We start from the raw sequence: 25,369 nt of genomic DNA on the forward strand, positions 1-25,369 counted from the left end.
ACCCACCGGACACGCATGGGCTTCGAGGTGCGCCGCCGACTCAGCGCCGCCGACGCGGTGACGCTGTTCAACGCCGTCGTCGGGTTCGTGGCCGGAGCCGTCGCCTTCGCGGACCTCCAGATCGCCGCCCGCCTCATCCTGCTCGCGGTCATCGCGGACGCCGTCGACGGAATCGTCGCGCGAAACGGCGACAGCTCGGCCGTCGGCCCGCTGCTCGACTCCGTGACCGACGTGGTGTCGTTCGGCGCGACGCCGAGCCTGTTCCTCTACGTGGCGCTGACGAACGAGTACGGCGGCTTCGAGACGGCCGGTCCAATCGCCTTCGTCGGCATCGCCCTGCTGTCGTCTGCGTACGTCGTCTGCTCCATCGTCCGGACGGCCTTCTACTCGACGTACTTCGACGGGCCGGACGAGCGCCCGGGGATGCCGAACACCCTCGGGAGCATCATCATCGCCACGGCCTACCTGGCGGGCGTGACGCATCCGCTCGTCCTGAGCGCCGGGGCGCTGGTACTCTCGGCGGCGATGATCGCCCCGTTCGACTACCCCAAGCCGGGCCCGATGCACGCGGTTCCGATGGGCGTCGTGCAGGCGGTCGCCGTCGTCGCGCCCACTGCCTTCCACCGCGCCGGGCCGCGAGCGATGCTCGCCATCGCGCTCCTGTTCTTCGCGCTCGGGCCGCGGTACTACTGGGGCGAGTAAGTCGGGACCGCCCGGCCGCGATCAGAGCACGTCGTCGAGGAACGTGGAGACGACGTCGTTGAATTCGTCGGGGCGTTCGACCATCGCGAGGTGGGCGGCGTCGGGAACGAACGCGACCCCGCCGTTCGGAATCTCGCGAGCCAGCGTCTCGTGGTACTCGCGCGGCGTCAGTTTGTCGTGTTCGCCACAGATCGCCAAGACGGGCACGTCGATCTCGCCGAGGCGGTCGCGCACGTCGAAGGCGTGACAGGTCAGGAAGTCCCGGCGAGTGACCGTCTGCCCGACCGCCGCCATTTGCTCGCGAGAGCGCGCCACGGCCGCCTCGTCGGCGTCGTGGAACAGCCGATCCCGCCCGTGGAGGAAGTCGACGGCGCGCTCGAAGTCGTCGGCGAGCCACTCCCGGAGCCCGTCGAACACCGGGAGCCGAGGGCCCGTTCCGGTCAGAACCATCGCTGCGGGCGTCCAGTCGGTTTCCAGCGCGACCCACTGGGCGACGGCTCCCCCCAGGGAGTTCCCGACGAGCACCTGGGCGTCGGTCTCCTCCGCGACCGCGACCACGTCGCGGGCGTACGCGTCGAGGGTTTCGGTGCCGGGTTCGGTCACGATGTCGGTCGAGTCGCCGTGGCCTGACAAGTCCAGTGCGACTGCCGGGTGGATCGGGCCCGCGGGACCGTACTGGTGGCCCCAGACGCGGTGTGTCGTGCCGCTCCCGTGGACGTACAGCGCCACGGGATCGTCGGCGTCCCTGCGAGTCCGTCGATACGCCGTCGCCCGCCCGTCGTGGTCGGCGCGGTCCATGCGACACCGTTCGGAACCGCTGTGGATAAAAACTCGGCGCGCCCAGAGATCAGTGTGAACCGCATTCAAGCAATTCAGTCCGAAATTCCTGCCGTATAGCGTATTTCAGCGATAGATTTATATACTTATCGCACTTACTTTGAGTTAGTATGACTTCAGAACAGCAGTTGTTCGACGAGACGCCCCTCCGCCGATTCGAGTACGACGACACCGTCGTGCTCGCGGCGGACGTGGGACCCGCGACCGACGCCACTGTCGACGTGGTCGACGGGACCGTCATCGTCGTGGCCGACGGGAAGCAGTACGAGCAGGAAATCCCTGCCGGTGACGCACGAGCGTTTATCAAACACGGCGTCGTCACTATCGAACTGTCAGCGCCGGAGGAAGATCACTGATGAAACTCACTGTCAAACCCTTAAAACAGAAGGACGCGGGCCGCGGACTCGCCGCCATCGACCGCGCCGCGATGGACGAACTGGAACTCGAAAACGGCGATTACATCGTCCTCGAAGGCAAGCAGAACAGCCGCGCGGTCGCTCGCGTCTGGCCCGGCTACCCCGAGGACCAGGGCAAAGGCATCGTCCGCATCGACGGCCAGCTCCGCCAGGAGGCGGGCGTCGGGATCGACGACAACGTCGGCGTCGAGAAGGCCGACGTCAACCCCGCCACGTCGGTGACCGTCGCCCTGCCCCAGAACCTCCGGGTTCGGGGCAACGTCGGCCCGATGATCCGGAACAACCTCAGCGGGCAGGCCGTCACGAAGGGCCAGACCGTCCCGGTCAGCTTCGGGCTCGGTCCGCTCTCCTCGATGTCCGGGCAGAAGATCCCGCTGAAGATCGCCGAGACCGACCCCTCGGGAACGGTCGTCGTGACCGACTCGACCGAGATCGAGGTCAGCGAGAAGCCCGCCGAGCAGATCCGCGGCGGCGAGGGCTCGGCCGGGGCCAGCGACACGCCCGACGTGACCTACGAGGACATTGGCGGCCTCGACAACGAACTGGAGCAGGTCCGCGAGATGATCGAACTGCCGATGCGCCACCCCGAGCTGTTCCAGCAGCTCGGCATCGAGCCGCCGAAGGGCGTCCTCCTCCACGGCCCGCCCGGCACGGGGAAGACGCTGATGGCGAAGGCCGTCGCCAACGAGATCGACGCGTACTTCACGACCATCTCCGGGCCGGAGATCATGTCGAAGTACTACGGCGAGAGCGAGGAGCAACTCCGCGAGGTGTTCGACGAGGCCTCCGAGAACTCCCCCGCTATCGTCTTCATCGACGAGATCGACTCCATCGCGCCAAAGCGCGGCGAGACCCAGGGCGACGTGGAACGGCGCGTCGTCGCCCAGTTGCTCTCGCTGATGGACGGCCTCGAAGAGCGCGGGCAGGTCATCGTCATCGGCGCGACCAACCGCGTCGACGCCATCGACCCCGCCCTGCGCCGGGGCGGCCGCTTCGACCGCGAGATCGAGATCGGCGTCCCGGACAAGGAGGGCCGCAAGGAGATCCTGCAGGTCCACACCCGCGGGATGCCCCTCTCCGAGGAGATCAACATCGAAAACTACGCCGAAAACACCCACGGCTTCGTCGGCGCTGACCTCGCCTCCCTCACGAAAGAGAGCGCGATGAACGCGCTGCGTCGCATCCGGCCCGAACTCGACCTCGAATCCGACGAGATCGACGCCGAGGTGCTGGAGCGTCTGGAGATCAGCCACGAGGACTTCCGCGAGGCGATGAAGGGCATCGAGCCCTCCGCGCTCCGAGAGGTCTTCGTCGAGGTTCCGGACGTCACCTGGGACTCCGTCGGCGGGCTCGAAGACACCAAGGAACGGCTCCGGGAGACCATCCAGTGGCCCCTTGAGTACGAAGCCGTCTTCGAGTCGATGGACCTCGAAGCCGCGAAGGGGGTCCTGCTGTACGGCCCGCCCGGCACGGGGAAGACCCTGCTGGCGAAGGCCGTCGCCAACGAGGCCCAGTCGAACTTCATCTCCGTGAAGGGACCGGAGCTGCTGAACAAGTTCGTCGGTGAGTCCGAGAAGGGCGTCCGCGAGGTGTTCAGCAAGGCCCGCGAGAACGCCCCCACGGTGGTGTTCTTCGACGAGATCGACTCCATCGCCACCGAGCGTGGCGGGGGGACGACCGACTCCGGCGTCGGCGAGCGCGTCGTCAGCCAGTTGCTGACGGAGCTCGACGGCATCGAGGACATGGAGAACGTCGTCGTCGTCGCGACGACGAACCGCCCGGACCTCATCGACGACGCGCTGTTGCGCCCCGGACGGCTGGACCGGCACGTCCACGTGCCCGTCCCCGACGAGGACGCCCGGCGCGCCATCTTCCAGGTCCACACCCGGAACAAGCCGCTGGCCGACGGCGTCGACCTCGACGGCCTGGCCAACCGCACGGACGGCTACGTCGGGGCCGACATCGAGGCGGTCGCCCGCGAGGCGTCCATGGCCGCGACCCGGGAGTTCATCAACAGCGTGGACCCCGAGGAGATCGGTGACAGCGTCAGCAACGTCCGCGTGACGATGGACCACTTCGAGCACGCCCTCGAGGAGGTCGGTCCGAGCGTCACCGAGGACACCCGCGAGCGCTACGACGAGATCGAACAGCGCTTCGAGCGGGCCGAACCCGGCGTGAGCGAAGACACCGGCGCGAGCCGCACCTTCCAGTAGGGCTCACCCCTTCCGTTCGAGGGTGACTTCGAAACACTCGTACGTCTCTTTTGTCGCCCCCAGTCCGCCGATCGTCACCGATTCGCCGTCGACCGCGACGGTGAGCGACCGCTCGGCGGGTGACGGACTCGACGCCGGGTAGACGATGTTCTGGCGGACGTTCGTCACCGTCCCCTCGACCGTCGTCTCTGGTCCTCCCGCAGTCGGGACGACACGCGCTCGCGCCTCCAGCGTCACCCCGTCGCGCATCGCCAGCGCGGCTTCGAGGACCGCGAATCGGAACTCGGTGAACGTCTGTGGGAACGCGGACCGCTCGGCGACGTACCGCTCGGTCGCCAACTGCCAGTAGTTCCCGAGAAACATCGTGAAGTGATTGTACGCGAGGTTCCGGTTGGCGAACTCGGTGACCTGCGACCGTGAGGCGGTCGACGGGGAGGTGAGGACCTGGAACTGCCCCGTGAGCCCGTGGCGCACGTCGGCGGTCACCAGCAGCGGTGCCATCCCCCGTTCGATGACCCTGACGGCCGTCGCCCGGTCGCCGTATGATCGGTCGGCGTCGGTCGGTGCCCCGTGGATCAGTAGCAACACGAGGGCGCCGCGCTCGACCGCGTCCCGAAGCGACGACTCGAAGTCCGAGAGCTCCGACGCGGGCAGCGCGACGGTGAGGTTCTCCTCGGCGTCATCGATGATCGACCGCGCCGCTTCGACGACGGCGGATCGCGTGCGATGTATCCGCAGGCCCGCGTCTTCCATCATTGGGTCATGACCGGGGACAGGTATAAACTCCCGCCCGCAGTCGTCCGTTCGCCGCCTCCTGTGACGGAACACGTGTCAACCACAGAGATAGTACTGGCCGCGACGGGTGTAACTTCTTTAGGTGTGGACGCCGTCCACTCGCTGATGGACTCACAGCCCACCGTCGTCTTCGTCCAGAGCAGGGACGACGACGGTGCCGCGGTCTCGTTTCTCCGCGACAGCGGAATCACGGTCCACTCGGTCGACGGCGTCCGGGAACTGGAGTACGCCATCGAAGAGCACGGCGGAGACTGCGTCGTGACGAACTGCGAAGTCGAGACAGACGACGGGACGCGTTATCTGGGCGGACTGGCGGTCGTCGACCGCCTGCGCCGGACCCACCCCGAACTCCCCGTCATCCTCTTCGCCGAGGTGACCAACGGCGACATCGCCCGCGAGGCGTACGGTCGCGACGTCTTCGGCTACGTCCCCGGCACGGTCGACGACGCCCACCAGCGACTCCTCGCGCAGGTCGACGCCGCCGTGGCGTCCCGGCCCGCACGCCAGCGAGCCAGCAAGCGCAAGCAACTCAACGAGGCCGTCCGACTGGTCAATCAAGCGCTCGTTCGGTCGGACTCGCGTCTGGCGATCGAACGCGAGGTGGCGACCGTGCTGGCCGGTACGTCGCGCTACACCGAATCCTGCACCGTGACGGTGTCGAACGGCGAGCCGGTCGTCCGGGCGCTGGGAACTCAGCGCGACCGAATCACGGTCACCACCCCAGACCCGCTCGTGCGGGCCGTGACGGAGGAACGGCTCGTCGTCGCCGACCTCGACGAGGCGGCGGCCGCGGACGAGACGGCGCTCGAACGGGGGTGCGTCCGCGTCCTCGTCGTGCCGCTCCTGTACGAGGGGACCAGCTACGGCGCGCTCGCCGTGTACGCGGACCGGATCGAGACGTTCGACTCCGAGGAGCAGGACTCCTTTCGCGAGGTCGGCCACAACATCGCGCTGGCCATCGACGCGAGCCAGACCAAGGACGCGCTGCAGCAGCGGACGACCGAACTCGAACAGCAGAAGGCCCGGCTCACGGAACTGGCGCGGATCATCTCCCACGAGCTCCGGAATCCCCTTCAGGCGGCGATGGGACGCGTCGAGGTCCTCGAATCGAACGGGGACGACGCCGACATCACGGCGATCGAACGAAACCACGCCCGCATGGCGTTTCTCATCGACGATCTCATGGAGATCGCCCGCCAGGGGGAGCGACAGTACACGGTCGCACCGGTCGACCTCGCCGCGGTGGTCGCCGACGCCTGGGAGACGATAGAGACGGTCGATTCGACCCTGCATGCGGAGTGCAACGCGCCGATTCTGGCGGACTACGATCGCCTGTCCCAACTGTTCGAGAACTTCTTTCGGCTCGCGACCGATCGGGCCGAAGACGTAACCGTCACGGTTGCTGACACCCACCGGGGATTCGTTCTCGAACACGACGGGCCGTCGCTCGGCACGACCGACGAGGACGCCTTCGAACTCCGGTACTCCTCGACGGACGAGGGGGCCGGACTGTATCTCTCGGTCATCCGCGAGATCGCACGCGGGCACGACTGGACCGTGACGCTCTCGGGGGGCCCCCCGGGACGGGTCCGTATCGAGGTCGGCGGCGTCGCGGCCCCCTCCGGCGGGGGCGACGCCGAGTCGTCGGAGTGACCGGGCCGACTCGAAACCGTATTCTGCGTTCGGACCCCAGCGCCGATATGGACCTCCGGGCTCGCTATCGCGTGCCAGCGCTGACTGGCCTGCTGACGATCGTGTCGCTCGCGCTCGTGTTCGGTGCCGTGCTCGGCGCGATCCCGCAGTCAGTCGTGCCCCACGCGCCGGAGACCGTGCTCGGCGCGATCCCGCACGTCAACGCCGCCATCAGCGCGCTCGCCATCGGGACCATCGTCGCCGGCGTCCGTGCGGTCCGACGGGGCGACGTGGCCCGTCACCGGACGCTGATGCTGTCCGCGTTCGGCCTGTTCGCGGGCTTTCTCGTGCTGTACCTCTACCGCATCGTGCTGGAGGGGCCGACCGACTTCGGCGGCCCGTCGGTCGTCGAGACGTACCTCTATCTCCCGTTTCTCGCGGTCCACATCGTGCTGGCCATCGTCGCCATCCCGCTCGTGTACTACGTCCTCCTGCTCGCGTACACCTACCCCGTCGCCGAACTGTCGGCCACGAACCACCCGCGGGCCGGCAAGCTGGCGGCCGCGCTGTGGCTGATCTCCTTCTCCATGGGCATCGCCGTTTACGCGATGCTGTACTTGGTGTGGTAACGCGAAAAGTGCGCCGGCCGACCCGCGGTTAGTCGTCGGCCGGACTCGGCGCGCCGATGTCGGGCCGCGCGACGTCCCGGTCTGTCGCCTCGCCCTCGATGTCGTAGGGGTACTTCCCGGTGACGCAGCCGAGACAGAGGTCGGCACGGCTGGTGTCGAGCGTCTCCGCGACGGCGTCGATAGAGAGATACGACAGCGAGTCCGCCTCGATCTCCTCGCAGATCTCCTCGACGGACTGGTCGCCCGCGATGAGTTCCTCGCGCGAGGCCATGTCGATGCCCATGTAACACGGGGCGACGATGGGCGGCGCGCCGATGCGGACGTTTACCTCCTCCGCGCCGGCGTCTTTCAGCAGCTGGATGAGCTGCGTCGAGGTGGTCCCGCGGACGATGGAGTCGTCGATGATGGTGACCTTCTTGCCCTCGATGGTGGACTTGATGGGGTTCAACTTCAGGCGGACGGCGCGCTCGCGCTCGTCCTGGGTCGGCATGATGAACGTCCGGCCGACGTAGCGGTTCTTCATCAGGCCCTCCGCGAACTCGATGTCCGAGCCCTCGTCCTGGGCGGCCTCGGCGTAACCCGAGGCGAACGCGCGCCCGGAGTCGGGGACCGGCAGCACCACGTCCGACTCGACGCCGGACTCCTCCCAGAGCTTGCGGCCGAGTTCCCGGCGGACCTCGTAGACGAGGTTCTCGTCGATGGTGGAGTCCGGGCGCGCGAAGTAGACGTGCTCGAAGAAGCAGTGGGCCGTCTCCTCGTTCTCGACGAGCTGGTACGTGTCGTAGCCTGTCCCGTCCGGATGGAGCACGACGAGTTCGCCCGGCTTCACGTCCCGGATGAGTTCGCCGTCCAGCGTGTCGATGGCGGCCGACTCAGAGGCGAGGACGTACCCGTCCTCGAGTTCGCCGATACAGAGCGGCCGGTTGCCCTCCGGGTCGCGCACGCCGAGGACCGTCTCGTCGTGCATGATCGTCAGCGAGTACGACCCGTGGATGCGGTTCATCGTCCGTTTCACTGCCCGGACCAGGTCCTCCTCTAAGAGATTGCGCGCGAGGTCGTGGGCGATGACCTCCGTGTCGCCGTCGGACGTGAAGGCGTGTCCCAGATCCGCGAGTTCGTCGCCGATCTCGTCGGCGTTGACGAGGTTCCCGTTGTGCGAGAGGCCCAGCGAACCGGACTTGAACGAGACTGAGAACGGCTGGGCGCAACACGCGTTGACGCTCCCGGCGGTCGGATACCGGACGTGGCCGATGCCGTTCGCGCCGTTCAGCGACTCCAGGTCGTCGGGGTCGAAGGCGTCGCCGACGAGCCCCATCTCGACGTGACTGTGTTGCTGAAAGCCGTCGTGGGTGACGATGCCGGCCGATTCCTGGCCGCGGTGCTGGAGCGCGTACAAGGAGTAGTAGAGTGGTCGGGCGGCGTCACGGTCCTGCAGTGAGATGCCAACAACGCCGCACTTCTCGTGCATTTGTGTGGGGTTCAGTTATTCGCCCGCTTTCGACTGCCACTCGTAGTCACGCCGCTTGGCCGACTCGCCGAAACCACAGGACGAGCAGACCTTCTTTTTCGTGTGATACGACTTCTCACCACAGCGACGGCACTTCGTGTGCGTCGTGGTGTTTTTCTTGCCCTGACTCGGTGTTCCTGCGCCAGTCATGGTTTGATGGAAACGACGTTGTCGCCGCGTATAATCGTTGTGTCTTCACCCTCGACGACGAGGTTCATGTGCTGGTCGTAGCCCGTCAGATCGCCCTCGAAAATCTCGCCACCTTTCAGCTGTACGGTGACTTCCTCACCGAGGGACGCTTCGAGTACATCCAGCGGTCGTCCACTCATGTACGGTTTGGATAGTGACGGCCGCTTAAACGTACCGTTTGCGCGGTGGCCGACGGCGGCCTGCCAGTCGCCTACACGTCGACGCTGAACGGCGCGCTGTCGGCCGCTCGGACCGCGAAGCCGGCCAGCAGGTCGGCCAGCGCGTCGAGGTCGTCGGGGTCGATGACCTCGACCGGCGTGTGCATGTAGCGGTTCGGCAGCCCGACGTTGACCGACGGAATGCCACCTCTGGAGGTGTAGAACGCGTCCGCGTCGGTCCCGGTCCGGGTCCCGGTGGCCTGCAACTGCACGTCGATGTCGTCCGCGTCGCCGGCCTCGCGGAGCGCCTCGACGACGACCGGGTGATTGGCGCTGCCGCGCGCGACGACCGGGCCGCCGCCGAGTTCGACGCCCGTCTGTGCCTTCCCGGGCGAGTCCGGCGTGTCCGTCGCGTGGGTCACGTCCGCGGCGATGGCCACGTCCGGCGCGAGGTCGAAGCCGACCATCTTCGCGCCCTGGACGCCGACCTCCTCCTGGACCGTCGAGACCGCGTACACCGTCGCGTCGGCGTCGCGCTCGGCGGCCCGGCGGAGCCCCTCCGCAGCCGCCCAGATGCCGATGCGGTTGTCCATGGCGCGGGCCGCCAGCCGGCCGTTCTCCAGTTCGCTCAGCGTCTGGACGAACGTCACCGGGTCGCCGCGGTCGACCAGCGATTCCAGTTCCTCACCGTCCTCCGCTCCCACGTCGACGTGTTGCTCGCTGATCTCCGGTACGCCGTCCTCGTCGGGGTCGCGCAGGTGGATCGCCGTCTGGCCGACGACGCCCGAGACCGGCCCGTCAGCCGCGTGGATCGTGACGTGTTGCCCGCGCGAGACCGTCTTGTCCGACCCGCCGATGCGCGCGATCTTGACGAAGCCGTCGTCGGTGAGGTCGCGCACGATGAACCCGATCTCGTCGCCGTGGCCCGCGAGCGCGACGCTCGTGTCGCCGCCTTCGACTTTCGCGACCGCGTTCCCGTAGTCGTCGGTGCGGACCTCGTCGGCGAACTCGCTGACGTAGTCCACCCACACGCGCTGGCTGTCGGCTTCGTAGCCGGACGGCCCGGGCGTGGTCAACAGCGCTTCCAGAAACTCGCGGCGTTCCTCGTCCATACCCCCCGTTACAGGTCACGGGTGATGAAAACACGGGACAGCACAACCGCTAAGGCCCGCCCCGTCGAACTCCCAGTATGGTAGACATTACGCTCTTCGAGCTGCACCTCGACGGCGCGGAGTTCACCGCCAACGCCCCGTTCAGTTCCTCTGACGAGGACGAGAACGAGTCCACGTCGCGGTGGCGGCGGTCGAAGTCACGATCTAGATCTCGTTCGAGCGACGACGACGGGGAGTCGGAGACCGAGACGGACACCGGATCCGGCGGCGCGAAGAAGGGCCTGCTCGCGCTGGCCGCTCTGGGCGCGCTCGCCGTGGTCGCGGTCGCGCTCGTTCGCTCGCTCGGCGGCAGCGCCGAAGACGACGACCTCGACGAGTCCTAATCGGCAGCCGTCACGCGACCGTCTGACACAGGGAGAAGGCCTATTTTCCCCCATCCCGTTCCGACCGTATGGGATTGTACCACAGCGTCCGGGCCGTAGCCGGTGCCGGCGGCGACGGGCCGATCGACTGGACCGCCGTCGCCGACGCCGCGAAGGCGGCGACGGAACCGGGCGATCTCACCGTCGGCGAGGCCGAACGCGACGGGTACGCGACCGACGTTCGGGACGCCAGAACCCGCGTGCGAGCCGTCGGTGAACTCGAGTTCGACCTCCCGGAGACCGTCGAGATCCAGAACCGCCACCACTGGATCGACGCCAACGTCGCCACGTTCAGCCGGGTGATGGAACCGATCGAACAGCAGGCCGAGTACATCCCGGGCGTCGCCCGGGTCGTCAACACCGGGTCGATGGCGCTCGCACTCTCCTTCCTCGGGAACAACGTCCTCGGCCAGTACGACCCGCTCTTGCTCGCCGAGAGCGACGCCCACGCGCTGTACTTCGTGCGGCCGAACATCGACCGCGTCGCGGGTCAGCTGGACGTCGAGCGCGACCGCTTCCGCCGCTGGATCGCCTTCCACGAGGTCACCCACGCGGCGGAGTTCGGGGCCGCGCCGTGGCTCTCCGACCACCTCGAAGACGCCATGGAGGACGCCATCGAGAACCTCACCGACGGCAACCTCGACCGGGCGTCGCTGGGCGAACTCGACACCACGATGACCGCCGTCGAGGGGTACGCGGAACTGCTGATGGATCGCGCCTTCGACGACGAGTACGACGACCTCCGGCGGAAGGTCGACGAACGCAGGCAGGGCCGCGGCCCCATCGCGACGCTCGTCCGTCGGTTCCTGGGGCTGGGGATGAAACGCCAGCAGTACGAGCGCGGAAAAGCGTTCTTCGACGCCGTCGCCGACGCGCGCGGCGTGGGCGCGGCCGGACGGGTGTGGGACTCGCCCGAGATGCTGCCGACCGACGACGAGATCGAGACGCCGTCGCTGTGGCTCGACCGCGTCGATCCCTGAGCAAATCGTCGCAGGCGGCGCTACTTTTCGGGGTCTTCGACAGGCGCTTCGATCTTCGCGATGTCCAGCAGTATCTCGCTGTTCGACTCGTCGACGGCCTCGACCGTCCCGGCGATGACCAGCTTCGAGATGGGCGTCGGACCGAGGATGACCGGCTGTCCCTCCTCGAACTGCTGGACGGAGTGCTGGAGGTGGACCCGCGCGCGACACAGTTCCGGGTGGTGGACGCTCGTCAGGTTGATCTCCTCGACCGTCACGTCGACGCGGTCGAAGTCGCGCGCGACGATGACGCTCTCGGCCTCGTCTAGCTGCTGGCGGTCGATGGCGTCGAACGCCTCCGGCGTCGGCTTGTAGCCGCCCGTCGGCCCAGGAATCCCCTCGACCAGGCCGAGCGACGTGAGGCTCTGCATCTGATTGCGAACGGTACCCGGGTTGCGGTCGATCTCCTCGGCGATCTTCTCGCCGGTGACCGCCTCGCCTGTCTGTTGATACTTGTTTACCAGCGTCGTGAGCATCGTCCGCTGGCTATTGTTCAGATCGATGCTGACCATACGGACTGTATCGCGACCGGACACTTATCCCATTGGGTTCGCTCATCTGAAACCACTGGGTTGTACCGGCCGTGACTACTCCATGTATCCCAGTTGCTTCAGGCGGTTTTCGACGGCGTCGTCGTCCCGATCGTCGCCCCGTTTCGCGGCGCTGAGCGGGTCCCGCCGTTCCGGGTCCCTGTCGTCGCCGAACACCGGCAAGACCTCCCCGCGCATGTCCGTCGGAACGGCGCTGTCGGTCGCTGCCAGGATCGTCGGCGCGAGGTCGAGGATGCTGATCCGGTCGAGTTCGCCCCGTGGCTCGAAGTCCGGTCCCTTCGCGGCGAAGATGCCGTAGGGCGTGTTCTCCGCGGCCCAGCGGTCCGGCCCGCTCTGGACCGTGCCACCGCCGATGCCGTCGTTGACGTGGACGCCGGGGCGCTGATCGACGACGACTTCCGGGCCCGCCTCGACGTACGGACCCTCGTAGATGTCCTCGCCGCGGTACACGTCGGTGAAGAGCGGGCCGTGCTCGTCCTCGACCTCGCGGAGGTCGGCCATCAGCGACTCGCGGACCGACTCCACGTCGAAGCGGGGATTGATGTAGATGGGGCCCTGTCCGCTCGCGACGACCTTCGTCCGTTCGAGGTCGATGGCTTCGAGCTTGCGGTCGCGCTTGACGCCGTCGCGCTGGGGGATCAGTTGCTGGATCGACTCCGGGACGACGCGGGCGAGCGTGTCCACCAGCCCGGCGCGTTTCGCCACCGCGAGGAGGTTCTCCCGGTCGAGGCCGACGCGGGTCAGCAGGGCGTCGACGCTCTGGTCGCGGACCTGGTAGCCGTTCTCGGCGAGCCACTCGTTGACGTAGAACTCCGTCTGGGTCGCGTCACAGCCGTGGTCGGACATCAACACGAGGTTCAGGTCCCCGCGGTCGTCCAGTCGGCCGATCCACTCGTCGACGAGCGTCCACGCGCGCTTGCAGGGCTCGTCGTCCCAGAAGAAGTGATGGAGGACGTTGAGGTAGAACAGCGTCACGTGGACGAAATCGAGGTCGCGCTCGTCCATGAGCGTCGTCGCCACCTCGAAGCGCTTCTCCAGCAGGTCGAGGATGGCGTCGACCTCCGCGCCGCGCTCCTCGTTCGAGGACAGCAGCGGGTCGGGGTGGACGCGGTAGTCGAAGCGCTCCTCCAGTTCGTCGGCCAGTTCCGGCGGCGAGGTGTATCCCGAACTGATCGAGCGGTACTCGCCCTCGACGGCGTCGGGGCCGCCGGCGACGACGAGGCCGTCCAGATCCCGCGGCGGGTACATCGTCGGCATGTTGACGACGCCGGTCGACAGCCCCTCGTCGTTGAGGTAGTCCCACAGCTCCGCGGTGTCGAAGTCGCCGCCGTTCATCACGTCGATTTCGCCCGCATCCAGGTCGACGTTCTCGAACCAGAACACGCCAAAGCCGCCGGGGTCCTTGCCCGAGGAGTAACATTTCCAGTTCGGGAAGGTCACGGGCGGCAGACAGCTCCGCGTGCCCGCCCAGGTCCCGGAGTCCCGGAGGGCGGCCAGATTCGGGAGGTCGCCGGACGCGAGCCACGGGTCGAGCAGTTCCCAGCTCGCACCGTCCAGTCCGACGACGAGCGTCTTCGTCATGTCGGCAGAGACACGGGGCAGTCACTAGTCCCTTTCGCACGCGGGCCGTCGCCTCGGCGACGGACGATCGGTTCGGAGAACGACAATTCTAAGTGATCAGCTAGCGGCGTTCTCACCAGTGCGAACAGTCGCCGTCATCCCCGCGTACAACGAGTCGACCACCATCGGCTCGGTGATCGACGGAACGAGCCGCCACGTAGACGAGGTCGTGGTCGTCGACGACGGCTCGACAGACGACACTGCGCAGATCGCCCGCGAACACGGCGCTCACGTCGTCATCCACGTTTTCAACACCGGCGTTGGCGGCGCGGTCAGGACGGGCTACCAGTACGCGATCCGCCACGGCTTCGACTTCGTCGTGCAGGTCGACGCCGACGGGCAACACGACCCCGAGAAGATTCCGGACCTGCTCGAACACGCCGAAGACGCGGACATGGTCATCGGGAGCCGGTACCTGAACGAGAGCATCGACGACTACCCGCTGATCCGGCGGCTCGGTATCACTTTCTTCACGACCGTCGTGCGCAAACTCGGAGGCATCGACATCACCGACGTGACCAGCGGCTTCCGCGTCTACCGCGTCTCCGCCCTGAAGGATATCCTCCACCGCTCGGACAACCACTGGGCGGTCGAACAGACCCTCGACGCGGCCCAGAGGGGCCAGCGGATCACCGAAGTGTCCATCGAGATGCCGATCCGCGACGAGGGCGAGTCGCAGTTCAGCCTCGACACGCTCGTGCTCTACCCGATTCGGATGACAGACACGGTGTTTCGCGTCCTCCTCTTTCGATAACCATGGCGATGGTATACGACTACTCGCTCGTCAATCTGCTCGCGCTCGTGGTCGGGATCGCCTTCCTCTTCAACGGCTACGTCATCGTCAGGAGCGAACGCGAGTCCCTGGAGCTGTTCGTGATGTCGCTGCTCATCGGTGCCGGCCTCATCGTCGTCGCGCTGGTCCCGAACGTGTTCCAGCTGGTGGCGAACGTCCTCGGCCTCGAACTCAAGGCCCGCGCCATCCTCGTCATCTCGAACCTGACGCTGTTCGTCGCGGTCACGTACCTGCTCAACCGCATCGGCCACATGTACGACCGGCTCTCTCGGCTGAACGAGGAGCTGAGCCTGCTGCGGAGCGAACTCGAAGAGCAGCGAATCGACTTCGAGGACCGGCAGGATGACTGACCGCGCGGTGCTGTCGATCGACTTCGAGCTGTTCACCCAGACGCCGGCCTACCGGAGCGCGTCGGGGTCGACGGACCGCGAGGACGTGGGCCTCGACGGCGCGCGGTTCTTCCGGGAGGCGCTGGCCGAGCGCGACGCCGGGTCGACCGCGTTCGTCGTCTCCTCGGCGGCCGAAGCCTACCCGGACGCCGTGCGGGCGCTGGCCGACGAGGGGATCGAAATCGCCTCGCACACCCACACCCACCGGCTCCTCTCGGACCTCGACCGCGAGGCGCGCCGCGAGGAGCTGGAACGGTCGAAGCGCGTCCTCGAACGGCTCACCGGCGCGACCGTCTCGGGATTTCGCGCGCCGGCGTTCGACGTCACCGACGACCACTTCGACCTGCTCGCGGCGACCGGCTACGACTACGATTCGAGCGTCGTCTCCAGCCGGTCGATTCCGGGGTGGTACGGCGGCGAACACGACGTGCACGAGCCGGTCCCGGCCACGGCGATTCAGGCGGACGCGCCCGCGTCGATCACCGAGTTCCCGGCCAGCGTCATGCCGGGCGTACAGTTGCCCCTGACCGGGACGTGGCTCCGCTTTTTCGGCGTCCGCTACACGATCTGGGGGATGAAGCTGCTGGCCCGCCGGGGGATCACGCCGATGCTGTACGTCCACCCGTGGGAGCTGTCCGACCTGCCCGCGGTCGAGGGCGTGCCGACGCGGGTGTACGTCCGGACCGGCGAGTGGATGCGCCGGGCGGTCGAGCGCATCCTGGCACAGGACTTCGAGTTCACGACGGCGCGGGCGGTTCTGGACGGACAGACGGCCGAGGAGACGCGGCCGGTCAGGGGCGAGACGGCGTGACCTCGCGCGGTCGTGACCTCGCCATCACGGTCGCCCAGTACGGCGTCGCCGTGGCGGCGCTCGCGTGGCTGCTGACCCAGTTCGACGTGGGGAGCGCGCTCGACTTACTCGCGAGCGTCAGCGTCGAGACGACCGTCGCCGTCGTCGCGGTGAGCGTCGTCGGCATCTGCGGGCGCTTCTACTCGTGGCACGCCGTGCTGTCGCCGCTCGCGCCGGTCCGGTTCCGGTCGGCCGCGGAGACGACGCTCGTCGTGAACTTCGTCAATCAGCTGCTCCCCTCGCGGCTCTCGGGGCGGCTGGCCGCGCCGTTCGTCGTCCGCAGCCAGACCGGGATGGACTACAGCGACGCCGCCGCGGCGACCGCGGTCCACACCGGCGTCTACGCCGTCTACTACGGACTCGGGGCGACGGCGGGTCTCCTGTTCGCCGCGACCCGCATCCGAATCGAACTCGTCGCGCTGCTGGCGCTCGCGACGGGGCTGTACTTCGCCGCCGGTTTCGCGATCATCCTGGCCGGCGTGAACCTCTCGTACCTCGACCGCTTCATCGACGGGCTGGCGGGGCTCGCACGGCGCGTCCCTCGGGTGGGCGAGGCGCTTTCGACGCGCATCGACGGCCTACTCGCGTTCACCGACAGCTCGACGGCGACGTTCGCGCGGCTGGTCGAGAGCCCCGGCGTCTGGCTGCGCTACGGCGCGGGCTGGGCGGTCGACCTCGTGCTCGCGCCGGGCGTGCGCGTCGGCCTCCTGCTCGCCGGGTTCGGGGTCGCCGTCGAACCGCTGATCGCGCTGCCGCTGTACCTGCTCGTGGCCTACAGCGTGACGCTGCTACCGCTGACGCCGGGCGGCATCGGCGTCACCGAGGCGACGGCGACGGCGGTGTTCGTCGCCCTCGGCGTCCCCGCCGAGGTCGTCGTCCCCGTCGTGTTCGTCGACCGGTTCCTCGGCATCTACCTCCCGTCGCTCGCCGGCTGGTACCCGTCGGTCAGGCTGGACCTCTCGGCGCTGTCGACGGAGTAGGAGAACGAACGGCGAGTCGTCTCAGAACGGCGGGTGTCGGTCCGGATTGCACGCGCCCGCCTGCTTCCGTTCCAGAATGAGCGTGTACTGGTTCGCCGCGAGTTCCTGCTCGTCGGCGAACTGGTCGGTGTGCGGGACGACGCCGAGTCGGAGCAGGTCGACGAACGATCCGGGCGTCGGGCGCTGGGGGACGAAGTTCGGCGGTCGCGTCCCGAACTCGGCGGCGATCTCGTAGTTGTACTCCTCGTTCAGCAGCCTGCGGAGGTACTCCTTCTGGAAGTCGCCGTTGCGGTAGTACGTCCCGTCCTTGAGGTACAGCAGGTCGCGATAGCCGACCTGGATGTACCGCGGGCAGGTCATCGCCGCCTCCTCGTCGGAGTCCTCGCCGAAGACGTGGCGGACCGTCATCGAGTGGGGAACGGCGGCGTCCTGCATGTCCCGGCGCGTGATCTCCAGCACGTCGCCCTCCTCGCCGTGCTCTTCTAACCACGCGGTCGCCTCGTCGCGGGGCATCGACGCGAACTGGGCCGTCCCGACGCCGGCGTAGATCGCCGTCGTCACGAGGACGACCGCCAGCAGTGGCCGGGCGATCCGCGGAGAGCGCTCGCGGAGCCTGACGAACGCGAAGGCGACCAGCAGCGCGGCGAGCGGGAACGTCGGCAGGAGGTGGTGGACGCGGAAGTCGTGCCACTGCGAGAACAGGGCGACGTAGGCCGTCAGCCCGACGAGGACGAGGGCGGTGCCGTGGAACGCGGACGCGCGACGCCGGAGCGTGGCGACCACGCCGACGACGCTCGCAGCGACGGCGGCGAACAGCGGCAGCCCGAACGCGCTGAAGTACCCGCGGAGGAACCACCACCAGATCGGGGCGTCGGGACCGGTCGCGTGAGTCATTCGCCCCGTCGACCCGCCGAAGACCCGCTCGATGAACGGTTCCGGGCCGGCGACCAGCGCGGTCGGGAAGCCCAGGACGATCATCGCGAAGCCAAAGAGCGCGCCGCTGACGAGCAGTTTCGGTCGGACCAGCGACTCGGCCATCGGCGCGTCGGCGGCGTGGGCCCGGAGGAGGAACGCGACGCCGATGAACAGGATCACCGGCGCGGCCGTGAGCTTGAACGCGATGGCGACGCCGCCGGCCGCGCTCGCCGCCAGGAACAGCGTCCCGTCGTCGGTCTGGACGTAGCGGACCAGCAGGTAGAGCGCGAGCAGGACGAAAAACAGCGCCGGCATGTCCTCGCCGGCCTCCTTCGAGATGGTGAGGAAGCCGAAGGTCAGCGACAGCACGACGGCCGAGAGGCGACCGGCCGTTCGGCCCTCGATGGCGACGCCGAGGCGGTAGGTGAGGTAGACGCAGCCGAGCGCGGCGACCACGTTCGTCAGCCGCAGGAAGACGAGGCTCCACGTCCAGATCCACTCCGGCGTCGCGGCCCACGCCTCGTAGTGGCCGAACTCCCAGCTGGGAAAGGCGATGGCGGTGAAGGCGTTCAGGTCGCCGGTGACGGCGGCGACGAGCACCACCGGCAGGATGGCGAGCGCGTAGAGGTAGAACGTCGCGCCGAACGGGACGCGGCTCCACTCGACGCCCGCCTTCAGTCCCTCGTAGCTCGGATTTTCGAGGACCGAGCCGTAGGCGACCATCACGTCCATCAGGCGACTGTGCTCGTCGCGAGTCGCGAAGTTCGGGATGCGGTGCCAGAACCAGAAGCCGACCATGACGACCGATAGCAGGAGGATATAACGGAGGAACGGGTCCGCTCGGAGGTCCGCCTTCAGCTGGTCGACGGCGTTGGTGGGCAGTGTCCGCCAGCGGCTCATCGTGTCACTCCTCCGGGGAGTGCGTTCAAAAGTCTGCCCTTCTCATACGGGCTGCTGGCCCTGTATTCACCGCAACCGTCCGACTGCGGGCGGTCGAGGTGGGATCGACTGACAGCGCTCCGTATCAAAAGTACTCGGCATCGAACTCCCGCCGGAGGACGTAGTGGTTCGCGTAGCCGCGGACGTACTTCGCGAACAGCGAGAGGTAGCCCTCGTCCGCCTCGCGGCGGGCCGAAGTCGCCACGCGCGAGTCCGGGTCGTAGACGATCCGCCCGCGGTGTTTCATCCGGAGCGAGAGCTCCGTGTCCTCCATGAACGGGATGTCTTCGTCGAAGCCGCCGGCCGCCTCGAACGCGTCGGCCCGGAAGCTACAGTTGAAGCCCGGTTGCTGGACGAACCCGACGGGCCAGGAGACGCGGTACCAGTAGTCGGACAGCAGTTTGAACAGGACGCGGTGTTTGAGATCGTCTTCGAGGGGACGCGCCGGCCCGCCGACGCCGACCACGTCTGGGTTCGCGTAGTGACGACAGTGGAGTCGGACCCAGTCGTCTGGGACGACCGTGTCGGCGTCGGTGAAGCAAAGCACCGAGTTCGTCGCCGCTTCGGCCCCGCGGTTCCGGGCCGCCCCGGCTCCACCCTCGTCGGACCGGACGACGGTGTCGACGAGCGAGGTCTCGCGGGCGACGCGCTCGGTCCCGTCGTCGCCGCCGGCAACGACGACGACCTCGGCCGACTGGGACTCGAAGGGCGCCAGACAGCGCGACAGCGTCTCCGCCTCGTTGTGGGCCGGGATGATGACTGAGGCGTCCATCTGGCGCTCCCGTACACCGTACAGACACTAATACCATCCGATGCGACGAGGGCCGCGGTACGCGGCCCGGGCGCTCACTCGGCGTCCATCCCGTCGCCGTCGACGAGCTTCGACAGAATCGCTTCGACCTGTGGCTTGTCCCGGTACCGAACGGTGTGACTCCGCGGGTCGTACTCGACGAATCCCGACTCCGAGAGGTGGGGCAAGACCGCGTGGTGGAACCGTACGCGGAGTCGGTCGCGCGGCGCTTCGATCCCCTCGCGTTTCGCGAACGAGACGAGGTCCGCCACCGTCGCGCTATCGGCATCCGACTGCAGGAAGTACCGAAAGACGACGCGCCGCTGTTCGTCGGCGAGCGCGCGATACAGTTCGTCCGCCCGGTCGGGAGCCAGCTCCGCGAGAGCGCTGCAAGCCATATGTTATTAATTAACATAGTAAGAGGTTTTAACGCACTGCTGGAGTTTTCCTGCAGTTTATGTATCTCGACACCGAAATGAAGCAATCCTCCACCCTCACAGATCATGCTCATCTCGGAATTCACCGTCGACCACCCCATTCTCCGGAAGCCTCTCTCGGACGTTTCCGGTATCAAGGCGGAGTGGGAGCAGACCTACGAGCGCCGGGACGAACCGGCGCAGATGATCGTCTGGATCGCGACGGACGACTTCGAGGCGTTCGAGACGGCGCTGGCCGATGACCTGGGCGTGACGAATCCCGCGGTGCTCACCGACGTGGGTGCGCGGCGGTTGTATCGCGTCGAGCTCACGGAACTCGGGCGGCGGACGAACCTCTTGCCGGAGGTCCTCGACGCGGGCGGCGTGCTCCAGCAGGCGGTCGGGACGAACGACGGGTGGCGACTTCGGGTCCAGGTGCCCGACAGAGACGCGCTCGCGGACATCATCGGCTTCTGTCGCGAGAACGACATCGGGTTCACGTTCGAACGGTTGTACTCCCGGATGGGCGACGACGGCCGGACGGACGTCGCGCTGACAGACGAGCAGCGCGAGGCACTGCGAGCGGCGGTCGAGAGCGGCTACCTCGAAATCCCGCGGGAGTCCTCGCTCGCCGAACTCGGAGACAGCCTCGGCATCTCCGAGACGGCTGCTTCCGAGCGGTTTCGCCGCGCGGTGAAGAATCTCACCGAACAAACGCTGATAGAGTGAGCGAACGACGGTCGAAGAACGGCGGTACGATCTTGCCCGTCTCGTCGAAGAACCGGTACAAACGATAGTCGGCCGGGTTAGTCTCGGTCGCCGGCCCCGCTCCCGTCGGTCACGGCGGTCGGGTCCGGGGTCCCTGGCGTCGAGCGGTCGGCCCCGCCCGACGCGGCGAATTCGAAGGCGTCGAGCAGTTCCGAGAGGTCCTCGGCCTGGTCCGAGAGGTGGACAACGTCGTCGGTAACGCCCTCGATGGCCGCCGTCTGCTCCTCTGCGGCCGCAGCGGCGGTCTGAGCGCCTGAGCTCGTCTGTTCGGTCATCGTGTCGAACTCCTCGACCATCGCCACCACTTCCTCCGCCGAGGCTGCCTGCTCGTCCGTCGCGTCGTCGACGGACTGGATTCCGGCGTTGACCTCCTCGACGTGTTCGAGGATGTTCTCGAGGACGCCGATGGTCTCGTCGACCGTCTCCAAGCCGTTGTCGACGCGCTCGTCCATCTCGTGGATGCCGTCGACGGCGTCGGTCGTCGACTCCTGAATCGTCTCGATTCGGTCGCCGATTCGCTGGGTCGCCTCGCCGGTCTCCTGTGCGAGGCCTTTGATTTCGTCGGCGACGACTGCGAAGCCCTCGCCGGCCTCACCGGCGCGGGCCGCCTCGATGGACGCGTTCAGCGCGAGCATGTTCGTCTGCTCGGCGATGTCTTCGATGACGCTGACGATCTCGCCGACCTGCTCCATCTCGTCGTCGAGCGACTCGACGTTGTCGATGGTCGATTCGGCCTGATCCTCGATCGCCTCCATCTCGGACTTCGCCTCGGTCACGTGCTCGCTCCCGACGGAGCCGAGTTCGGACGCCTGCTCGGACATCTGGGCCACCTCGTCGGTCGAGGACGCGATCTCCTCGATCGTCGCCGACAGGTCGGTCATCTCGTCGGTGACCTGCCGGACGTTGTCGTGTTGCTGATCGGTGTTCGAGGCGATCTCCTCGACGTTGTCGCTGACCTCACGGCTCGCGTTCCGGACCTCCTCCGCGCTGGCGCTGAGTTCGTCCGTCGAGCCGTCGACCTGCCCGGCAAACCGCGTGACGGTCGTGAGCGTCTCCGACAGCGTCTCCATCATGTCGTTGAACGCCGTCGCGATGTCGGACATCGCCTCCACCCGGCTCTCGGGATCCATCCGCTGGGTGAAGTCCCCTGCGGCGGCCGCGTGCATCGTCCCGCCGAACGACTCCGCTTTCTCCCTGAGGTGCTCGTTCAGGTCCTCGGACGCCCGCTTCGCCTGCTCGGCGTCCTGTCGCGCCTCCTCGGCTTGCTGCTTGGCCGCTTCGGCTTCCTGCCGTTGCCGGTCTGCGGCCTCGCGCTGTTCTTCGGCTTCGGCGCGGCGGCTCGCCGCCTCCTTCGTGGCCGTCTTGAGATCTTCGACGGTCGCGATGGTCCCCGTCGAGGAGATCGCGACGACACCGACGAGGACGGCCAGCAGCGACGTGCCCAGCGCGTCCATGATCGCGCCGGCGACGCCGATCCACTCGAGGAAGACTACGCCGGTCCAGAGGAATCCGATCGCCGCGGCGAAGGAGAAACTCGCCCAGAAGCCCGAGTCGAGGTCGGTCTCTCGGTACGTTTTGACACCCAACGCGACCGTCGCGGCGTACGCGACGACCGCGACGAAGTCAGCGAGGATGATGGGCGCGCTCACGTCTCGGCCCTCCCGCCGTCGGCGGCGACCTCCGTGCCGCCCGTCGGAACGGTTTCAGGGCCCTCCTCGTCGGCGTCGTCCCCGATGACCTGCTTGCGGCGCACGTACGCGGCGACCAGGAACGCGAGCCCTGATCCCATGAGCCCGAGGTAGTGCTCGGTGTAGTTGAGCACCGTGGGGAGGAACAGGTTCTCGACGTTGGTCACGACGGTCGCCACGATCAACAGCACGTAGCCGACCACGAACAGCCGCGAGCTCCGGCGGTATCGAAGCAACACCGGAACCAGTCCGATCAGTGCGATAACGGGTAATACAGCTTTGTGTGGATCTAACGCGGCCAGCCCTCCTTGCATGGCCTGATATCACATGGGAGTCAGTGATATACGTTGCCGCCCCATTACAACTATTGAAAACCGCATAGCTGTTTCCGGACTGTCGAGACCCGCGTTAATTGATCACGTCCGGCGTGTGAGCGCAATTCCGGCGGTGACGGCGGCGAGTGCGATTGCCGCGAGCGTCAGGAACAGCGCGGTCACGTTCGCAAACGCGAGAATACTCCCCGCGAGGACACTCCCGAGCGCGCCCACGCCGAACACACCCAGGTAGGTGAACCCGTAAGAGAGCCCGCGAGCGCCGGCGGGCGTGTGTTCCGCGACGGCGGCCTGATACATCGGCTGAACGACGAACAGCGCGACGCCGAGGAGCGCACCGACCGCCATCAGCGGTCCGAGGCCCGCGGCCGACGCCGGAACGAACAGGACGGCGAGCGCGGCGAGGACCAGAAAGGCCCCGGCGATGCCGTAGGCCAGCGGGAGCCGATCGGTGAGTTTCCCCCCGGCGTACTGCCCGACGACGCCGATCAGCAACAGGCCGGCGTAGAAGTAGTCCTGGGGCTTCAGCGGCCGGCCGGTCCCCGCTTCGACGCCCAGCGCGGAGAGCACGCTCGCCGGGAGCAGCGCGTCGACGGGGACCGGCTCGAAGCCGGGGAGGGTCCGAAGCAGTTCCGGGAGGAAGGTGAGGACGCCCCGGTAGTACAGCCCGGAGCACATCACGACGACGAAGACGAGCAGGAAGCTCCCGGCCAGCAGCCGCCGGCTCTCCGCGAGGAACTCCCCGAGCGAGTCGACGCCGCTGCTGGCCTTGGACCCGCTGTCGGCGGCGGCCGTCACGGCGGCCGTCTCGTCGAATCGCGCCCGAGAGGCGTAGAGGGCGGCGAACAGCGCGGGGACGCCGAGCACCAGCGCGACCGTGCGCCACTCTGCGACGAGCAGGAGGACGGCGGCTACGAGCGGGCCCAGCCCGATGCCGAGGTTGCCGGCGACCCCGTGGTAGGCCAGCCCGGTCCCGCGCTCGCTGACGCCCTTGCTGATGAGCGAGAGGCCGGCGGGGTGATAGACGCTCGCCGACAGCCCCCAGCAGACGAGCGCCAGCGCGATCACAACCATGTTCGGGGCGACGCCGAGCAGGACGTACGAGCCGCCCATCCCGAGCAGGCAGGCCGTGATGAGCCGACGCGACCCGATGCGGTCCACGACGACGCCGCCGGGGAGCGCCCCGACGCCGAACAGCCCGTAGCCGAGCGTCACGATCACACCGATCGTCGCGGTGGTCACGTCGAACTGGGCCACGCCGAGGTTCACGACGTCGAACTCGGTGAGCCAGACGACGACGAAGATCGGAATCGTCATCTCGTAGGTGTGGACCAGCCCGTGGGCGAGCATGACCAGGGCGGTGATCGCGCGGTCGTTCCCGTTCACACCACTCCCGGCGTCGCGCCCGATGAAGTGTGTGGCGGTCTCGGCGCGAGCGCCGCGCGGGTGTGCCGACATCCCGGGTATCGGAGGTGGGTTTTTATGTCCGAGCAGTATAGGCGGCAGGTGTGAGCAAGATCAAGGTATCACTCCCGGACCAGGTGGACTCCGACATCCAGCGACTCGTCGAGCAGGGCGAGTTCCTGAACCGCGATCAGGCGGTCGAAGACCTCCTCAAGCGGGGCATCTCGGCCTACCAGACCACGACCGAATCGACCGAGGAGACCCTCGACGAGGAGATCTTCGACCAGACGGCCTCGGAACAGCAGGACCCGGCGATGCAGGACGACTTCCTCTAGTCCCGGTTCCGCGAGACCCGACCGTCGCCGTCGCCCGCGCGCTGCGAGTCGTCGGCCTCCCGGCGCCGTCTCATCTGCGCGCCGGGTTTCGGCCCCCTGTCGACGGACTCGTACGGCGAGTCGGCGATGCTGGAGGGGAGGGTGTACCACGCTAGCACGCCGCCGACGGCCGTCCCGAGCAGCGCCGCGCCGGCCACGACGAGCAGGGGCGCGCGCCCGTACAGCGTCACCAGCCCCATCGACGCGCCGACGAGCAGCGCGAAGGCGGCCTGTATCTTGCGGAGGAAGCGCCGCCGGTCGTCCTCGGTCAGCGACGGGCCGACCATCAGCGCCCTCCCGCGCCGCGGCGTGTCCGGGCGACCATCAGTGAAAGCCCCGCGAGACGTCTTCCTCGATCACGTCCTCGAACTCCGCGTCCAGTAGCTCCTCCGCTTCCTCGAAGGTGTCGGTGAGGTCGGTCAGCCGGTCGGGGCGGTCGTGGTGGTCGAACTCCATCGGGCCGTACGCCGGCGAGTCCACCGCGTCCATGATGTCCTCCATGAGCGCGCGCGGCGTCGTCGGCGCGTCGGCGTGGGTCTCCAGCACCGTCTCGAGGTTCTTCACCGCCTCCTCGGCCTCGTCCTCGTCTTCCGGGCCCCGCTGGACGCCGAAGATGCCCGAGCCGTCCTCGGGGAACAGGGGGTCGATGTCGTCGTCGATGCGGCGGGCCACCTGCGAGCCGACGCCCTGGACCTCGAAGGGGTTCTTGGCGTAGGTCTTGAGCTGGTAGACGCCGGCGTTGGGGTGGCCGAAGTAGATGTCCTCGCCGATTCCGTTCGCGCGGTCGCCGCCCACGGCGCGCCAGCCGCCGGGGTCGGCGTTGCTCTCCATCACGTCTTCGATGATGTCCTGCCAGTCGCGAACGCGCATGGTCAGGGCGACGTTCGGGCCGCGCCTGAATGAAGCCATCGGTCCCGCCCGTCTCCGCC

General features: G+C 67.7%; 29 protein-coding genes. 13 read left to right on the forward strand and 16 right to left on the reverse strand.

What is annotated here, in order from left to right; translation table 11 throughout:
- Window positions 1–15: 15 nt before the first annotated feature.
- Entirely contained in the window at window positions 16–702 is a 687-nt protein-coding gene (locus GM656_RS12095; RefSeq protein WP_162413937.1) for a protein sorting system archaetidylserine synthase, read from the forward strand.
- Between the two features lie 21 nt (window positions 703–723).
- On the opposite strand, the gene GM656_RS12100 is transcribed toward GM656_RS12095, so the two are convergent.
- Entirely contained in the window at window positions 724–1,500 is a 777-nt protein-coding gene (locus GM656_RS12100; RefSeq protein ID WP_162413938.1) for an alpha/beta fold hydrolase, read from the reverse strand.
- Between the two features lie 149 nt (window positions 1,501–1,649).
- Between GM656_RS12100 and GM656_RS12105 the strand changes: the two genes are divergently transcribed.
- Both GM656_RS12105 and GM656_RS12110 read left to right on the forward strand, forming a co-directional pair.
- Window positions 1,650–1,895, forward strand: a complete 246-nt coding sequence (locus tag GM656_RS12105; RefSeq protein ID WP_162413939.1) for a DUF7127 family protein — start codon at window positions 1,650–1,652, stop codon at window positions 1,893–1,895.
- Entirely contained in the window at window positions 1,895–4,168 is a 2,274-nt protein-coding gene (locus tag GM656_RS12110; protein WP_162413940.1) for a CDC48 family AAA ATPase, read from the forward strand. The genes GM656_RS12105 and GM656_RS12110 overlap by 1 nt, the downstream gene beginning before the upstream one ends.
- Window positions 4,169–4,171: 3 nt before the next feature.
- On the opposite strand, the gene GM656_RS12115 is transcribed toward GM656_RS12110, so the two are convergent.
- Window positions 4,172–4,921, reverse strand: coding sequence for a TrmB family transcriptional regulator sugar-binding domain-containing protein (locus GM656_RS12115; RefSeq protein ID WP_241692761.1), 750 nt, complete (start codon window positions 4,919–4,921; stop codon window positions 4,172–4,174).
- A gap of 147 nt (window positions 4,922–5,068) precedes the next feature.
- Between GM656_RS12115 and GM656_RS12120 the strand changes: the two genes are divergently transcribed.
- Complete coding sequence (locus GM656_RS12120) at window positions 5,069–6,616, forward strand: receiver/sensor box histidine kinase (RefSeq protein WP_162413942.1); 1,548 nt, start codon at window positions 5,069–5,071, stop codon at window positions 6,614–6,616.
- A 47-nt stretch (window positions 6,617–6,663) separates the two neighbouring features.
- A complete protein-coding gene (locus GM656_RS12125; protein ID WP_162413943.1) occupies window positions 6,664–7,224 on the forward strand; it encodes a DUF420 domain-containing protein in 561 nt (186 codons plus the stop codon).
- 28 nt (window positions 7,225–7,252) lie between these two features.
- Here GM656_RS12125 and purF read toward each other — a convergent pair whose 3' ends face one another.
- The 4 genes from purF to GM656_RS12145 all read right to left on the reverse strand — a co-directional run bounded on the left by purF (window position 7,253) and on the right by GM656_RS12145 (window position 10,190).
- Entirely contained in the window at window positions 7,253–8,692 is a 1,440-nt protein-coding gene (purF, locus tag GM656_RS12130) for an amidophosphoribosyltransferase (protein ID WP_162413944.1), read from the reverse strand.
- Window positions 8,693–8,707: 15 nt separating this feature from the next.
- Window positions 8,708–8,881, reverse strand: coding sequence for a 50S ribosomal protein L37e (locus GM656_RS12135; protein WP_162413945.1), 174 nt, complete (start codon window positions 8,879–8,881; stop codon window positions 8,708–8,710).
- Entirely contained in the window at window positions 8,878–9,060 is a 183-nt protein-coding gene (locus GM656_RS12140) for an LSM domain-containing protein (RefSeq protein ID WP_162413946.1), read from the reverse strand. Before GM656_RS12140 ends, GM656_RS12135 begins: the two co-directional genes overlap by 4 nt.
- A gap of 71 nt (window positions 9,061–9,131) precedes the next feature.
- Window positions 9,132–10,190 carry a M20/M25/M40 family metallo-hydrolase gene (locus GM656_RS12145; protein WP_162413947.1) on the reverse strand — a complete coding sequence of 353 codons (1,059 nt, stop codon included), beginning with the start codon at window positions 10,188–10,190 and terminating at the stop codon, window positions 9,132–9,134.
- A gap of 77 nt (window positions 10,191–10,267) precedes the next feature.
- On the opposite strand from GM656_RS12145, the gene GM656_RS12150 reads away from it, so the two are divergent.
- Window positions 10,268–10,573 carry a hypothetical protein gene (locus tag GM656_RS12150; protein WP_162413948.1) on the forward strand — a complete coding sequence of 102 codons (306 nt, stop codon included), beginning with the start codon at window positions 10,268–10,270 and terminating at the stop codon, window positions 10,571–10,573.
- 68 nt (window positions 10,574–10,641) lie between these two features.
- Window positions 10,642–11,592, forward strand: coding sequence for a zinc-dependent metalloprotease (locus tag GM656_RS12155; RefSeq protein WP_162413949.1), 951 nt, complete (start codon window positions 10,642–10,644; stop codon window positions 11,590–11,592).
- 20 nt (window positions 11,593–11,612) lie between these two features.
- On the opposite strand, the gene GM656_RS12160 is transcribed toward GM656_RS12155, so the two are convergent.
- Both GM656_RS12160 and GM656_RS12165 read right to left on the reverse strand, forming a co-directional pair.
- Window positions 11,613–12,143: an Rrf2 family transcriptional regulator gene (locus GM656_RS12160; RefSeq protein WP_162413950.1), complete on the reverse strand. Its 531-nt coding sequence runs from the start codon at window positions 12,141–12,143 to the stop codon at window positions 11,613–11,615.
- A gap of 75 nt (window positions 12,144–12,218) precedes the next feature.
- Window positions 12,219–13,763 carry an alkaline phosphatase family protein gene (locus tag GM656_RS12165; RefSeq protein ID WP_162413951.1) on the reverse strand — a complete coding sequence of 515 codons (1,545 nt, stop codon included), beginning with the start codon at window positions 13,761–13,763 and terminating at the stop codon, window positions 12,219–12,221.
- 118 nt (window positions 13,764–13,881) lie between these two features.
- Between GM656_RS12165 and GM656_RS12170 the strand changes: the two genes are divergently transcribed.
- The 4 genes from GM656_RS12170 to GM656_RS12185 are packed head-to-tail and all read left to right on the forward strand — an operon-like array spanning window position 13,882 to window position 16,814.
- On the forward strand, window positions 13,882–14,556 hold the full coding sequence (locus tag GM656_RS12170) for a glycosyltransferase family 2 protein (RefSeq protein WP_162413952.1): 675 nt from the start codon (window positions 13,882–13,884) through the stop codon (window positions 14,554–14,556).
- 2 nt (window positions 14,557–14,558) lie between these two features.
- The gene (locus GM656_RS12175) at window positions 14,559–14,945 is read left to right on the forward strand and encodes a DUF2304 domain-containing protein (RefSeq protein WP_162413953.1); all 387 of its coding nucleotides are present in this window, start codon (window positions 14,559–14,561) and stop codon (window positions 14,943–14,945) included.
- Entirely contained in the window at window positions 14,938–15,795 is an 858-nt protein-coding gene (locus tag GM656_RS12180; protein ID WP_162413954.1) for a polysaccharide deacetylase family protein, read from the forward strand. The genes GM656_RS12175 and GM656_RS12180 overlap by 8 nt, the downstream gene beginning before the upstream one ends.
- Window positions 15,792–16,814, forward strand: a complete 1,023-nt coding sequence (locus GM656_RS12185; protein ID WP_162413955.1) for a lysylphosphatidylglycerol synthase transmembrane domain-containing protein — start codon at window positions 15,792–15,794, stop codon at window positions 16,812–16,814. The genes GM656_RS12180 and GM656_RS12185 overlap by 4 nt, the downstream gene beginning before the upstream one ends.
- A gap of 21 nt (window positions 16,815–16,835) precedes the next feature.
- Here GM656_RS12185 and GM656_RS12190 read toward each other — a convergent pair whose 3' ends face one another.
- From GM656_RS12190 to GM656_RS12200, 3 genes are all read right to left on the reverse strand, one after another.
- Complete coding sequence (locus GM656_RS12190; protein ID WP_162413956.1) at window positions 16,836–18,629, reverse strand: ArnT family glycosyltransferase; 1,794 nt, start codon at window positions 18,627–18,629, stop codon at window positions 16,836–16,838.
- Between the two features lie 124 nt (window positions 18,630–18,753).
- Window positions 18,754–19,440: a glycosyltransferase gene (locus tag GM656_RS12195; RefSeq protein ID WP_162413957.1), complete on the reverse strand. Its 687-nt coding sequence runs from the start codon at window positions 19,438–19,440 to the stop codon at window positions 18,754–18,756.
- A 74-nt stretch (window positions 19,441–19,514) separates the two neighbouring features.
- On the reverse strand, window positions 19,515–19,856 hold the full coding sequence (locus GM656_RS12200) for a DUF7344 domain-containing protein (protein WP_162413958.1): 342 nt from the start codon (window positions 19,854–19,856) through the stop codon (window positions 19,515–19,517).
- A gap of 105 nt (window positions 19,857–19,961) precedes the next feature.
- Between GM656_RS12200 and GM656_RS12205 the strand changes: the two genes are divergently transcribed.
- Entirely contained in the window at window positions 19,962–20,603 is a 642-nt protein-coding gene (locus GM656_RS12205) for a helix-turn-helix domain-containing protein (protein WP_162413959.1), read from the forward strand.
- A 77-nt stretch (window positions 20,604–20,680) separates the two neighbouring features.
- Here GM656_RS12205 and GM656_RS12210 read toward each other — a convergent pair whose 3' ends face one another.
- The 3 genes from GM656_RS12210 to GM656_RS12220 form a co-directional block, all read right to left on the reverse strand.
- Window positions 20,681–22,291, reverse strand: coding sequence for a methyl-accepting chemotaxis protein (locus tag GM656_RS12210; protein WP_162413960.1), 1,611 nt, complete (start codon window positions 22,289–22,291; stop codon window positions 20,681–20,683).
- On the reverse strand, window positions 22,288–22,644 hold the full coding sequence (locus GM656_RS12215) for a hypothetical protein (RefSeq protein ID WP_162413961.1): 357 nt from the start codon (window positions 22,642–22,644) through the stop codon (window positions 22,288–22,290). Before GM656_RS12215 ends, GM656_RS12210 begins: the two co-directional genes overlap by 4 nt.
- Before the next feature lie 102 nt (window positions 22,645–22,746).
- Entirely contained in the window at window positions 22,747–24,048 is a 1,302-nt protein-coding gene (locus GM656_RS12220; RefSeq protein WP_394352096.1) for an MFS transporter, read from the reverse strand.
- A gap of 122 nt (window positions 24,049–24,170) precedes the next feature.
- Here GM656_RS12220 and GM656_RS12225 point away from each other — a divergent pair, with 122 nt between their 5' ends.
- Window positions 24,171–24,401, forward strand: coding sequence for a ribbon-helix-helix domain-containing protein (locus GM656_RS12225; RefSeq protein ID WP_162413963.1), 231 nt, complete (start codon window positions 24,171–24,173; stop codon window positions 24,399–24,401).
- On the opposite strand, the gene GM656_RS12230 is transcribed toward GM656_RS12225, so the two are convergent.
- Both GM656_RS12230 and GM656_RS12235 read right to left on the reverse strand, forming a co-directional pair.
- Window positions 24,398–24,727 (reverse strand): hypothetical protein, encoded by a 330-nt coding sequence (locus tag GM656_RS12230; RefSeq protein WP_162413964.1) that lies wholly within the window; start codon window positions 24,725–24,727, stop codon window positions 24,398–24,400. The genes GM656_RS12225 and GM656_RS12230 overlap by 4 nt on opposite strands.
- Window positions 24,728–24,764: 37 nt before the next feature.
- Window positions 24,765–25,310 (reverse strand): hypothetical protein, encoded by a 546-nt coding sequence (locus tag GM656_RS12235; protein WP_162414200.1) that lies wholly within the window; start codon window positions 25,308–25,310, stop codon window positions 24,765–24,767.
- Window positions 25,311–25,369: the final 59 nt, after the last annotated feature.

It is taken from the genome of Haloarcula salina (genome assembly GCF_010119195.1).
Lineage (GTDB): Archaea > Halobacteriota > Halobacteria > Halobacteriales > Haloarculaceae > Haloarcula > Haloarcula salina.